The sequence below is a fragment of the Acidobacteriota bacterium genome (assembly GCA_030949985.1).
Lineage (GTDB): Bacteria > Acidobacteriota > Polarisedimenticolia > J045 > J045 > JALTMS01.
Genome location: JAUZRX010000010.1, coordinates 105621 through 119449 on the forward strand (window position 1 = coordinate 105621; position 13829 = coordinate 119449).

The 13829-nt window shown below is 73.2% G+C and carries 5 protein-coding genes; all 5 read left to right on the forward strand.

Translation table 11 applies throughout. The features are described 5' to 3' along the window. The first annotated feature begins 135 nt into the window (after window positions 1-135). The 5 genes from Q9Q40_01845 to Q9Q40_01865 all read left to right on the forward strand — a co-directional run bounded on the left by Q9Q40_01845 (window position 136) and on the right by Q9Q40_01865 (window position 13790). A complete protein-coding gene (locus tag Q9Q40_01845) occupies window positions 136-5388 on the forward strand; it encodes a sigma 54-interacting transcriptional regulator (protein MDQ7005952.1) in 5253 nt (1750 codons plus the stop codon). Window positions 5389-6036: 648 nt separating this feature from the next. Beyond that, window positions 6037-10143, forward strand: a complete 4107-nt coding sequence (locus Q9Q40_01850; GenBank protein ID MDQ7005953.1) for an ATP-binding protein — start codon at window positions 6037-6039, stop codon at window positions 10141-10143. Beyond that, window positions 10140-11861 (forward strand): ABC transporter substrate-binding protein, encoded by a 1722-nt coding sequence (locus tag Q9Q40_01855; GenBank protein ID MDQ7005954.1) that lies wholly within the window; start codon window positions 10140-10142, stop codon window positions 11859-11861. The genes Q9Q40_01850 and Q9Q40_01855 overlap by 4 nt, the downstream gene beginning before the upstream one ends. Before the next feature lie 4 nt (window positions 11862-11865). Then, window positions 11866-12831: an ABC transporter permease gene (locus tag Q9Q40_01860; GenBank protein ID MDQ7005955.1), complete on the forward strand. Its 966-nt coding sequence runs from the start codon at window positions 11866-11868 to the stop codon at window positions 12829-12831. Continuing rightward, the gene (locus Q9Q40_01865; protein ID MDQ7005956.1) at window positions 12828-13790 is read left to right on the forward strand and encodes an ABC transporter permease; all 963 of its coding nucleotides are present in this window, start codon (window positions 12828-12830) and stop codon (window positions 13788-13790) included. Before Q9Q40_01860 ends, Q9Q40_01865 begins: the two co-directional genes overlap by 4 nt. Window positions 13791-13829 lie beyond the last annotated feature (39 nt).

Below are 13829 nucleotides of genomic sequence, written 5' to 3' on the forward strand. Positions count from 1 at the left end.
CCTTCCCGCCGGGACTTTCCGACCCGCCCCAGGTTCCGGCCCGCCCCCCCATCCGCCGCTCCCCCTTTCTCCACCGGCCTGCACCGCCACCGCTTCACTGTTGCACTCTGCAACGTCGCGGGGCATAAGGGGTCCATGAAAAAGCCCCGACAACCACCCTCCCCCGAAGAAGCACCCCGGATCATCGCCGGACGCTACGAAATCCTCGGACGCCTGGGAGCCGGCGCAGCCGCGCAGGTCTATCGGGTCCGCGACACCGTCGGCGGCGGGACGCTGGCTCTCAAGCTGTTGGCCGGCAGCGATGGCCGCGAGTCCCCGGCCCTGATCCGGGCCTTCCACCACGAGTTTCAGCTCCTGACCCGCCTGCGTCACCCTCACTTGGTGCAGGTCCACGACTTCGGCGTGCAGCAGCCCGGAGGCGAGGGTGTGGCGGTGCCCTGGTTCACCATGGACCTGGTTCCCGGTCATCCCGTGGACGAAGTGCTCGGAGCCTCCCCCGACTGGGCCTGCCTGGCCCGGGTCGCCGACGCGGTGCTCGATGCCCTCGGCTCCCTCCACGCCCAGGGGCTGGTCCACCGCGACGTGACACCCGCCAACATCCTCGTCGGCCCGGAGATGGAGCGGGATCCGCCGCCGGTGTGGCTGATGGACCTGGGGCTGGCCGAAAGCGCGGCCAGCGTCGATGCGGGCCGGATCCGCGGCACCCTGGCCACTGTCGCCCCGGAAACCCTGCGGGGCGGAGCGGTCGATGGCCGGGCGGACCTCTACTCCCTGGGCTGTGTTCTCTTCCGCCTGGCCACCGGCGAGGACCCGTTCAGCGGCAACACACCCTTCGAGATCCTGCGGGCGCACCTGTCCACCCGCCCCACCCCACCGCGGCACCTCAACCCGGAGGTGCCTGCCAGCCTGGAGGCCCTGATCCTCGAACTGCTGGCCAAGCAACCGGAGCAACGCCCGTCCACCGCCGACGAGGTGCGCCGCCGCCTGGCCGGCCTGTCCGGACGCCACCCCCAGCGCCTGCCTCCCCTGGCGGAACCCTTGACGCCGGCCCTCGCCGGTCGAGAGCGGGAGATCGAACTGTTCCGCACGGCTCTCGAAGACCTCTCCCGGGAGCGGGGCGCCGTGCTCCTGGTGGAAAGCGAGCCGGGCATGGGCCGCTCCCGACTGCTCGAGGAGTTCCGGCTGCTGGCCCGTCTTTCCGGACGGCCGGCGCTGCTGATCCGCGGAGCCGAGGCGCCCCGCCGGCCCTTCGGCCTCGCCGACACCATGCTCGCGCACCTGGCCAGCGGCGGGGGGGGGCAGGCCGACACCCTCCAGGCCCGGGACCTGGACTCCCGGGCCGAACGGTTCAGCCGCCACCTCGTGGGACGGGAGAGCGTCCTGCTGATCGACGATCTCCATGCCGCCGACGCCGCCTCGGTAACCCTGGTCGAAGACCTCGCGCGGCGCATCCCCCGGGCGGGACTCCCCTGCCTGATGGTAGCCACCGTGGCGGGCGACGGACTGCCGCTGAAAGACGTGTTGCTCGAACAGGGTCTGGCCCGGCTGCTGCGACTGCGCCCCCTGGACGAGGCGGCCACCGGCCGACTGGGCGCCACGATGCTGGGGGAGAGCCTGCTGCCCGAACCCTGGCAGCGAGCCCTCCACCGGGCCAGCGGTGGCGTGCCCGCCGCAGCAGTGGACATGGTCACGGCCCTGGTGCGCTCGGGCAAGGCCGGGCCGGGTGCGCCCCTGCCCGAAGCCGTACCGGCAGAACTGGCCGAGGGCCGCCTGGTCTCGCCCCGTTCCACCCAGCGCCTCGATGCCCAGTGGGAGCAGTGGCCGGCCGGTAGTCGGGCCGTGCTCGCGGCCCTGGCCCTGGCCGAAGGGGAGAGCCTGGACTTCGACGAACTGGAAGCCATCGAGCCCCACTCGGCCACCCACCCCGACGATATCGACCTGCTGGTCCGGGAGGGCCTGGTGCGCCGGGTCCGGCGAGCGGAAGGCCGGCTGGGACTCGCCCTGGCCGTCCCCGCCCTGGCCGAAGCCATCGTCGCCCGCCTGCCGGCCGGGGCGCTCGAGTCGCTCCACCTGCGCCGGGCCGAGTGCCTGGCCGGACAAGAGGGCCGCCAGCTCCAGCAGGCCAGACACCTTCTCGCCGCCGGGCAGACCGAGAGGGGAGCCCGCCTGCTGGTGGAAGCGGCCGCCGCGGCCCTGGACGCCGGCACACCCCGGCAGGCCCTCGGCCTCTGCGACCGGGCGCTGGCCGTCCTGGGGGAGGTGGAAGACGCCTCCCTGCTCCAGCGCCTGCGGCGTATCCGGGCCTCCGCCCTGGCCGCCCTCGGTCATCCCGAGGACGCCGCCGCCGAGTACGGCCGGGCCCTCGCCATCGTCGGGGCCGAGACTGCGGAACTCTCCCGCACCCTGCGGGCGGCCGGCACCTTCCACGGAGAAACCGGAAAAATCGACACGGCCCTCGACCAGCTCGAACAGGCCCTGGCCCTCAGTGACGAGTTGGGGGACACGGCGGGGGGCGCGGGGGTCCTGCTGGAGATGGGACGCCTGCTGGCCGCCATGGGCCGCCTGGCGGACGCGGCCGAGCGTCTCGAGACCGGGCTGCGCCAGGCACGACGCGCGGGGCAGGCCCACCTCGTCGCCGCCCTGCTGCTGGCCCGCGGAGACCTGGCTCTCCGCGAGGGCCAGCTCGAGCGGGCCCAGGAGTGCTACCGGGAAGCCGAACAGGAATCCCTCGGCACCGGCTCCACGGCCGGCCGCCACGCCGCCCGGCGCGGTCGCGTGCTGGCCATGGAGGCCTCGGGCCGACTGGGAGACGCCCTCGAAGCCCTCGACGACCTGCTGGCCGACGCCCGGCGCACCGGCCACCAGGGACGAGAGGCCGAGGCCCAGGCCCTGACCGGAAGGCTGCTCGGCCGCCTCGGACGCCGTTCGGAGGCGGTCGGCCGCCTTTCCCAGGCCGCCACCCTCTATCGCAGGCTGGGACGCAGCGCCCCCGCCGCCGAGGTGCTCGCCGAGCAGGCCGAACGCCTCGGTGAACTCGGGCGCCTGCGCGTCGCCCTGACCCGGGCCGGGGAGGCCCGGGCTCTGGCCCAGGAGGCCCGTTCGGAACCCGCCGCCAACGCCGCGGCCTTCGCGCTGGGCACGTTGCACGCCTTCCTCGGTGACGTGGAGGCGGTGCACGAGGCCCTCTCACGCCTGGGCCGGGCCGAAGCCCCCCTTTTCCGGGCCCGGCGCTCGCTGCTGCTGGGCCGGGCGCACCTGGCGGCGGGCCAGCCCGACCGGGCCCGGGAACTGCTGCAGGAGTGCTCCTTCCTGGCTCGCCGCGTTCGCCTGTCGGAACTGGAAGTCCAGGGGCTGGTCGGGCTGGCGGAAAGTTACCTCGCCCTGCGCGACGAAGAGCGCGCCGGGCTGGCCCTGAAGAAGATTCGCGCCGAGGCGGAAAAGGGAGGCCAGGAAGAGATGGTGGCCTGCGCCCGCTTGCTGGCGGCCGAATTGGAACTGGCCCAGCCGGGAGGCGAGATGAGCCTGGCCCGGGACGAGGCGCTCGCCGCCGCCGAGGTGCTCGCGCGCCGGGAGCGCTCCGACCTGGCCTGGCGGGCCTGGGCCGCCGCCGCCACCGCCTGCCGGCGCCTGGGGGAGGTCGACGGCGCCGCCCGCTGCGAGCGGGACGCCATCGCCGGCCTCGACGCCCTGCTCGAGGGCCTCCCCGGCCCCCAACGTACCCGCTGGAGGGCGCAGCCGCGGGTGCGCTCCCTGCTGGCCGCCGCCGGTGCGGAAAACGCTGGATACCGGGCGGCCCCCGAAAGCCAGGCAGCCCCCGAGACCACCCGGCAGGTCCAGGCCCTCGAACGCCTGCTCGAGATCAACCGGGCCCTCAACTCCACTCTCGAACTCGAACGCCTGCTCGAGATCCTGGTCGATACCGCCATCGAGCTGACCGGGGCGGAGCGGGGCTTCGTCCTTCTCGAGGAAGGCGGCGACACCGCCGCGGAACTGGCCCGCCGGGAGGGGGGCGTGGACCTGGCCGGCGAGGAACGCGAGTTCAGCCGCTCGGTGGCGCGGCAGGTGATCCGCGACGACAAGCCCCTGGCCTCCCACGACGCCCAGACCGACGAACGGCTGAGCGACTCCCGCTCGATTCACGCCCTGCAGATCCACTCGATCCTGGCCCACCCCCTGCGGGTGCGCGGCAAGGTCGTCGGCGCCATCGTCACCGACTCCCGCAAGCCCATGGCCCTCTTCGACCAGTCGAGCCAGACCTGGCTTTCCCGCCTGGCGGACCAGGCGGGCATCGCCCTGGCCAACGCCCGCCTGGTCACCCAGCTCCGCACCCAGGCCGAGGAGATCCGCCGCCTGAACGAGCAGCTCGCCGAACAGGTGGAAGAGCAGCGCGTGGAGATCCTCGAAAAGCAGTCCAACCTGGAAGTGCGGTATCGCTACGACTGCATGATCGGCGCGTCGAACCCGATGCAGAAGGTCTACCGGGCCATCGACAAGATCCTGCCCACCGAGATCCCGGTGCTGGTCACCGGTGAATCCGGTACCGGCAAGGACCTGGTGGCCCGGGTGCTGCATTACAACGGCCCGCGCAGCGAGCAGCGCTTCGTGACCGTCAACTGCGCGGCCCTGACCGACACCCTGCTCGAGTCGGAACTCTTCGGCCACCGCAGGGGCTCGTTCACGGGGGCCGACCGGGATCGCAAGGGCCTGTTCGAGCAGGCCCACCAGGGCACCCTCTTCCTCGACGAGATCGGTGAGATGCCCCTGCACCTGCAGCCCAAACTGCTGCGGGCGATCCAGTTCGGCGAGATCCGCCGGGTGGGGGAAGACACCGACCGCCGGGTGGACGTGCGTATCGTGGCGGCGACCAACCGGGACCTGTCGGAGATGGTCGCCGCGGGCAAGTTCCGCGAAGACCTCTTCTACCGCCTGGACGTGGCCCAGGTTCACATGGCTCCCCTGCGCGAGCGCCTCGAGGACCTGGGCCTGCTGGTGGGCCACTTCCTCGAGCACGCAGCGAAGAAGACGGGGCAGGCGCCGAAGTCCATCGAACCCCCCGCTCTGCGTCTTTTCCTGCGCTACGACTGGCCGGGTAACGTCCGGGAACTGGAGAACGAAGTCACCAAGCTCGCCGCCTTCACCCGGGGCGAAGTGATCACCGAGCTGGACGTGCTGGAAAACGCTGCTTTCCTCGAGCGCGCGCGGGCCCGCCAGGCCGGCCGCCCCCGGGACGAGAGCATCAGCACTCTCGAAGCCACCGAACTCGAGCAGATCCGCCAGGCCCTGGCCACCGCCGGAGGTAACCGGACTCGCGCCGCGGAGATGCTCGGCATCGACCGCTCCACCCTCTACCGCAAGCTCAAGCGCTACGCCGATCGCCTCGACCCCTAGCAGCCCGCTGAAAAAGCCGACATCCCCGCCCGGGAGCCGAAGTTCGGCTTCCCGGGTCCACGGTCCGGGTTGTTGTCTTCGGCTCGCCGCCCTGTGCAAAGAAGCTCCGCAAGCGGTTCGAAACCGGCGGTTCGACCGCCAGGCCTCTCGAGCGCCGGGAGCAGCGTCTTCACCGAAGCGCTCCCGCCGCCGTGAACGCGATCCGGGGCCACCGGCTGACTGTTGCAAGCTGCAACAGCGGTGGGGAGTGCAACGGTGCAGTGGAGGGAGACACAGCCCCGCATGCTGCCCGAAATTGTTCGTATTAGTTGTAAATAGGCCGTTTTCAGGCTAGCGACGAAACTGGTACGGTGATTGCTCTATGTCAGGGCGCGAAGGCGGAAAGACCCGACAAGGGGTGGCCGGAGGGTAGGAAAAACCCAGTTGCGACCCACGCAACCGATGCAGCGCCCAGCCCGATGCCAAAGGGTCGAAAGACCCAAGCCCCCTAACCTTCGGTACCCCTTGTCGGGGCCTACTTGACAGCAAGCGCACGCCGAACCGGCTCGAAGATAGTTTCCTTGGTACAGAAAGCCCGCCTCTCCCCCTGGCGGGCTTTTCTGTGTGTTCGTAGCTGTTTCGAGGGCGCCGGAGCGCTATCATCCGGCGATGATGAACCAGCGCCCCGGCACGCGGCCTTCACCGCGCTCGGCCGTTCTCCTGCCGGCGGCCCTGGCGCTGGCCTGCGGCCTGTTGCCCTACCGCCGGGCGGCCTGGGCGGCCGCCGCGCTGGTCCTGTGGGCGCTGGTGTTCCTGCTGGCGACCTGGAGCCGCCAGCCGCGGTCGCGCCTGCTGCCGGCGGTGCTCCTGGTGCTCGGCGGCCTGGCCACCACCCCCGAATGGCGCCCGGTTCCCGGGCCCGACCATTTCCTCGCCCCGGCCGCCGAGCAGGTGCAGCAGCGATGGCGGGAGCAGGTCGAAATCCTCGACGCGGCGGTGGCGCCGCCCCCCCCGGCCGGTGGCGACTACGCCTGGCTCGACCAGCGCCGGCAGAGCCTCGGAGAGCGTGGCGGCCTGACGGTGCTGCCCGAGGGGGGAGGCCCGCCGCTGGGCTGGTCCGGCTGGACCACGCCCCTCGCCGCCGGGGAACGAGCACGGCTCGCGGCGAGCCTCGCCCCCGGCCCGGCCCTGATGGTCCTGCGCCGCGGCCTGAGCCTGCGCCTGGTCTGCGCCCGGCGCTACACCGACCCCGCCCGCTGGCTGGTGGCCGAGATCGCACTTCCCCCGGAGCCCGCCCCGGGCCCCCTGGGCGGAGGGCTCGGGCCCCACGTGCAGGCGCGGCTGCGCTGGGAAGCCGTGGGCGAAGGCATCCAGGCCGAGATCGGCGGTACCGACGAGGGGACCGCCCCCGCCTTCTGGTCCATGATCCCCCTCCAGGCTCCCGACGGCAGCCTGATGGCCCGGGCGACCCTGACCCAGTCCCCCCCCGAGGTGATCGCCCGGGACCACGCCCGCAGGCGCCAAGGCCTCTTCGGCCTGCTCGGCACCCTGTGGCTGATCGCCACCGCCATGGCCGGCGGGCGCGGCGGCGCCCTGCGCCTGGCGGTGGCGCGAGGGGTCTGGCTGGTGGCCCAGCCGGCGCCGCTGCTGGGTCTCGGCAGCGCCGCCACGGCGCCCTGGCTCCCGGAGACGCTGCTCCCAACCCACCCATGGGCCCGCTGGCTGGCCGAAGGGCTGGTCGGCCGGCCCCTGGACGCGGCCCTGACGGGCCTGGCCCTCGCCGGCGTATCCGCCCTGGTGGGCCTGCCTCTCTCGCCCCGACGGCGCCGCGGGATCGGCATCGGCGGACTGGCCCTGGCGGGGACCGGCCTGGGCCTGGTCCATCGCCTGACCCTCGCCACGGAACTCTCCCCGGGTGCGGTGGTGCTCCCCGAAGGAGGCGGCGTGGTGGCAGCGCTGCTGATGGTCGCCCTGGCCGCACTCCCCTGGGCGGGTTTTCAGCTCGCCCTGCGCTGCCTCGGCAGCGCCGTGGGAGGTCGCACATGGCTGGCCGCGGCCCTGCTGGCGGGGCTGACGGCAGGCTCCGTCCACGCCCTGACCCTGCCCGCGGCCGGGCGCCAGAGGGCCGTGCGCGAGTTGGCACCGGAGCTGCTGCAGCGGGGATGGACCTGGGAGAACGCCCTGCTCGAAACCCTGGCCCTGGCCGTTCCTCCCGACCGCCGGCCGGTGCTGGCCCGGGAGCGGGATGCCATCGACCTGTGGTGGAACTCGCCCCTCGGCCGGATGGGCCTGGCGTCGGGGGTCTGGAAATACGACGCCCGGGGGCGCGTGGTGGACCGCTTCATCACCGGCGTTCCCCCGGTGGACCCCGAACCGCGCCTGGTGGCCGCCGACCTCGAAGACGGCCCGACCGGCCCCTTTCCCCGGCGCTTCGATGCCCCCGAAGTGGAGACCCAGCGCTTCGTCGAGGGCCAGTTCCGGCTGGTGCGGGCGGAGGTCCTGCGTCCCGACGGTGGAAGCTGGGTCGCGGCCATCCTGGCCGAGCCCGGAAACATCCCCTCCCGCCGAGCCGACGACCCTCTCGGCGCGGCGATCCGGGCCGAGACCGACAAGCCGATCCTTCCCCGCCGGGGGGCCCTCGAGCCCCGGCTCGCCTGGTTCGACCCGGCGGGACATCTTCTCCACTCGGAGTTGGAGGCCGGCCCTCCCGCGCCCCTCGCCCCCCCCACCGCTCCCCGCTGGCGCCGGATCCACGAGCCGGGCTCCCGCGGCTACGACGTCTACGAGGTGGCGGACGCCACGGGGACCCTCTGCCTGGCAGTCGTGCCGCCGGGGCTGCTGGAGATGGCGGCGATTCCCGTGGGCTGGGCGGTGAGCCTGCTGGCCGGTGCCCTGCTGACCCTCGCCCTGCACCGTATCGAGCAGGATCCCCGTGGCGCGGTGCTGGGCGTCTTCCCCCGCCTGCGGGCGGCGGCGGGGCGCTTTGGCGTGCAGGTCGGCCTGGTGCTGGTCGTCGCGGGCCTGGCTCCACTGTTGGCCCTGGCCGGGGCGGGGCGCGCGGCGGCCTCGGCCCAGGCCCATCAGCGCCTGACCTCCGACGGTCGGCGCACGGCTCACTTCGCCCGTCGCCTGGTGGAGGACTACCTGGCCCTGGGGGAAGGCGAACCCCTGGCAGCCACCGACGCGGAACCCATTGCCGCCTGGCTGGCCCGCACCCTGGGCGAGAACCTCTTTCTTTGGCGTGACGGTGCCCTCGCCGCCGGTAGCCGCAGCGACCTGGTCAGAGCCGGCCTGTGGCCCGAACGACTGCCCGGGCGCACCTGGCGCGAGCTGACCCTCGGCCGCCGTCCCCTGCTGATCCGGCGGGAGGGCCTGCTCTCGGCGGCCGCCTCGGGCGCGGCGGTGGTCTACAGTCCCTACCGGGGGCCCGACGGCAACCCCGGTGTGCTGACCATTCCTCTCGCCCGCGCAGGCCGGCGCTATGCCGAGAGCCTGGCCGACATGGACCGGGCGCTGCTGGTCAGCACGGCCCTGCTGCTGGCCCTTTCCTTCGCCCTGCTGCGTCCGGCCACCCGTCGGCTGGTCCGCCCCCTCTCCCAGCTCGAGCAGGCCACCGGCCGCCTGGCGGCCGGCCACTTCGACTCGCCGATTCCCGTGGCGGGCTGCGAAGAGACCCGCTCGCTGGGTCGTGCTTTTCGCCTGATGGCCCGTTCCCTCGCCCGGCAGCAACGGGGACTCGAACGTCGGCGGGCGGCGATCGAGACCATCATCGCCAGCATCCCCCTGGCCGTGATGGCCGTCACCCGGGACCGCAGGGTCTGGGCCGCCAACCCGCGGGCGGGACAGCTCCTGGGAGTCACCCCCGCCGAAGCGCTGCGGCTCGGGAACGATCCCCTGGCCCGCACGGTGGAGCGCCTGGTCGGCCAGGGCGGCGAGCGCCGGGAGAGCCTCGAGATCGACGAGGGGGACCGGCATCGCCACCTGCGGGTCTCCGCCCTCGACCTGCCCGGACTGGAAGAGGGACGCGGCCTGCGGCTGATCGTCATCGAGGACCTGACCGACGCGGTGCAGTCCGAGCGGCTGGCGGCCTGGGCCGAAATGGCCCGGCGCATCGCCCACGAGATCAAGAATCCCCTGACGCCGATCAGCCTGATGGTCTCCCACGTCCAGCGCCTGCTCGAGCGCCGGGACCCCGGGCTCGAGCAGAGCCTGACCCGCGCCCTGGCCACCATCGACGAACAGGTGCAGGTGCTGCGGGAGACCGCCCGGGAGTTCGCCGACTACTCCCACCTGCTCCACGCCAGCCTGGAACCGGTGGACCTGGCCCCCGAGGTGCGTACGTGGCTGGCGGCCTACGCCATGGCGGAAGATGACGCCACGCCGCTGGAGATGGACGGACCCGCGAACCTGCCGCCCCTGCCCGCCGACACCCGGTTGCTGCGCCGGGCGGTGGTCAACCTGGTGGACAACGCCCGGGCGGCGGCCGCGGAGACCGGGGGCCGCGTGCGGGTCCGTTGGGGGGTACGGGATCAACCGGCGCCGGCGATCTGGATCCGCGTGGAGGACGACGGCCCGGGCATCGAACCCGGCACCCTGGGGCGTCTTTTCGAACCCGACGTCACCACCCGGGAGACGGGCAGCGGGCTGGGTCTGCCCATCGCCCGCCAGGCGGTGGAAGCCCACGGCGGCACCATCGAGGTGGACTCGAGCCCGGGCCGGGGCTCACGTTTCACGGTGGTGCTGCCCCGCCCCGCCGGGTGCGAGGAGGAGAGTTGAGCCGAAACTGGATCTGGAATGCGACCTTCCCGTTGATGCTGATCTGCGGCATCGCCGCCCCGGGCTGCGGGGGCCCCGGCGCCGAAGAGCCCGGGGGGCCGGTGCGGCTGGTGGTCGGCCTGGGCGCCGAGCCGGACTCCTTCAACATCTACCTCGCGCGCTCGGCAGCCTCGCTGCTGGTGGCCGACCTGGTGCTGCCCCGCCTGGCCCGGGAGGAACTGCCCTTCGAGGGACATCCCGGCGGCCTCGTTCCGGACCTCGCCGCGAGCTGGGAGATCGACGACCAGGGCCGGCGGGTGACGTTCCACCTGGAGGATGGACACGGCTGGGATGACGGCCGGCCCGTGACCTGCGAAGACCTTCAGTTCACCCTCGCCGCTCAGACCAGCGAGGCCGTCGCCTGGCGCGGCGCATCGATCAAGCGCCACATCCAGCGGCTCGTATGTCCCGACCCCCTGACGGCGGTCTACCACTTCGACCGGGGCTACCCGGGACAGGTCATGGACATCAACGACCTGCACGTGCTCTCCAGCAGCCTCGAGTCGATCCCTTTCGACCAGTGGCGCAAGACCGACTGGGCCCAGGCCCTGGTGGCCGGCGGCCCCTTCCGTATCGAGAGAGTGTCCGCGGGCCAGGAGATCGTCCTCACCCGCCGCACTCCCGCTGCGGCGGGAGCGATCGAGGAGATCATCCTGCGCGTCGTGCCCGACGCATCCTCCCGCACGACCCAGTTGCTCGCCGGCGACCTGGACCTGATCGAAGCCGTGGCCCCCGACCAGTTGCCGCGCCTCGAGCGCGACCCCGACGTGCGCATCGTTCGTCGCCCGGGGCACCGCTACACCTACCTGGGCTGGAACGTGCTCGACCCCCAGGCCTACGCGACCTGGCGCCGGAGCAAGGAGGACGGCTGCCGCCGGAAAGGAGACGACGCCTGCCTGGACAGCGCCGAAGAAATGGCCCGGCTCGCACGCCTGCATCCCCACCCCCTGTTCGGCGACCCCCGGGTGCGACGGGCTCTGACCCTCGCCATCGATCGCCGGACCCTGATCGACACCCTCCTCGACGGGGAAGGCTCGATCCCACCCAGCCCCATGCCTCCACCCCTCGAGGAGCACGATCCGGCCATCGAACCCTGGCCCTTCGACCCCGCCGAGGCTCGACGGCTGCTCGCGGCCGCGGGTTTCGCCGACACCGACGGCGACGGTGTGGTGGAGCGTGAAGGCCGGCCCCTGGCCTTCCGCCTGACCGTGCAGGCGGGCCGCGCCGGACGGCGCCGGGCGGCGGAGATGGTCGCCCGGCAGCTCGCTACGGTGGGGGCCCGCGTGGAACTCGACCCGGTCGAGAACGCCGCCTTCTACCCGGCCCTCGGCGCCCACCGCATCGACGCCTGGATCGGCGGCTGGCGCACTTCGCTGCGGGTGGACATGAGCGAGATGCTCCACGCCTCGGCCTGCGCCAGCGGCGGGGCCAACTTCGGCTGCTGGAGCCACCCGGAGGCCGACGCCCTGGCGGAGCGGGCGCGGGATGAAATCGACGACGGGAAGCGGGTCGCCCTCTGGCGCCGGTGGGAAAGCCTCTTCCACCGGGAGCTGCCCTACACGCTGCTCTATGCCCCCGTCGAAGCGACCGCGGTCCGCTCCCTGTGGCAGGGCCCCGAACAGAGCATCCTCCCCGGCGCGCCCCTGGCCGGCGTGGAGCGGTGGCGGCGGGAGCCCTGAGGCGGTGCTCCGGTGGATCGCAGGCCGCGTGGCCCAGGCGGCGCTGACCCTGCTGGTGGTAGTGGCCGCAGCCTTCCTGCTGCTCGAATCTCTCCCCGGCGATCCCCTGCCCCGGGGCGACGACCCGTCGCTGACCCTGGCCGACCGCCAGCGTCTCGAAGCGGTCTACGCCCTCGACCGGCCTCCCGCCGAGCGTTTTCTCACCTTCGTGAGCCATGCCCTGCGAGGCGATTTCGGCATTTCCCTCAGCCGCCACCGACCGGTCCTCGAAGTCCTGCTGACGGCCCTGGGACCCACCCTGCTGCTGACCGGAACGGCCCTGGCCATCGCCTTCACCCTGGGCCTGACCCTCGGCACCCGGGCCGCCCTCCATCCGCGGGGGCCCAGTGGCATGGTGGTCCACCGCCTGCTCCCGGCCCTCGACGCCCTGCCTCCCTTCTGGCTCGGTCTGCTGGCGATCTGGCTCTTCGCCTGGAAGCTGGACTGGCTGCCCGCCTCTCACATGCGGCGAGCCGGAGCCCAGGGGTTCGATCTCCCCGACCTGCTGCGGCACCTGTTGCTGCCCGCCCTGGTGATCGGCGTGCCGTCGGCCGCGGCGGTGGCCCGGCACCACGCCACGCGCCTGGCAGAGAGCCTGGCCGGCGCGGCCGCCCTCGCCGGTCGCGCCATGGGTCTTCCGCGGCGCGTGCTGCTGCGCCGCGCCCTGCGGGAGTCCGCCCAGCCGGTGGTGGCCCTGGCGGGACTGGCCCTGCCGGTCACCGTCGGTGGAGCGGTGGTGGTGGAGGTGGTCTTCTCCTGGCCGGGACTGGGCCGGGTCCACCACCAGGCCCTCGAAGCCCGGGACCTGCCCCTGGTGCTCGGGGGGTTGATCCTGGTGGGGGCGGCGGTGCTGGTCGGTGGCATTCTCACCGATCTGCTCGGCGCCTGGCTCGATCCCCGCCAGCGTCTCGGCTCGGAGGAGGCGCGGTGAGGCGGGCCTGGCTACTGCTGGCCCTGCTGCCCCTGGCAGCGGCGGCGGGCCCCTGGCTGGCTCCAGCCGATCCCCTGGTCTCCCCCGACCCAGTGAACCTCAAACTCCTGCCCCCGGTCTCCCAGGCCCGGGCGCTGGTCCGGCTGGACGGCTCCCTGCTGCCCCTGGCCCGGGACGCGGAACCGGGTTTCCGCGTGGAAGGCTCACGGGTGCGCTATCTGAGGGGTCGGCGATGGGTCGAGGTGGACCTGGCCGCCTTGCAGCGACAGCCCGGAGGAGCCCCCCGCCTGACGACCACGTACTTCCCGCTGGGCACCGATCGCTTCGGCCGCGACCTGCTCTCCCGCCTGCTGGTCGGGGCGCGCACCTCCCTGCTGGTCGGGCTGGGAGCCGTGTTGCTGGCGGGGTGGCTCGGAGCACTGGCCGGGCTCACCGGCGGCCTGTTCGGCGGCTGGGTCGACGCGATCCTCTCCCGCCTGGGCGATGCCCTGCTGGCGGTGCCGCGCATCGTGCTGGTGATGGCCATCGCCGCGCTCTGGCGTCCGGCCCCCTGGGGTATCGCCCTGCTGGTCGGGCTGACCGGCTGGGCCCCCATCGCCCGCATGGTGCGCGCCGAAGTGCGCTCGTGGGCGGAGTCGGAACGGGTCCTCGCCGCCCGGGCCGCCGGAGCGGGCCCGGGACGTATCGCCTGGCGACATCTTGGGCCCCTGGCCGCTCCCACGGTGCTGGTGGCCATGAGCCTGCGGGTCGGTCCCTTCGTGCTTCTCGAGGCGGCGCTCTCCTTCCTCGGCTTCGGCATCGCCCCCCCCCTGCCCTCGTGGGGCAACATCCTGGCCGACGGCCGCGATCTGCTCTTCGAGGCGTGGTGGCTGACGGCTTTCCCCGGCCTGGCCCTGGCCCTGGCGGTGCTGCTGGCCAATGCGGGCGCCGACCGCCTGCGGGAAGGGCTGGTAGAATGAATCTCCGCTGGCGGGCGGATTCTCGAGGGGGCAGCACCG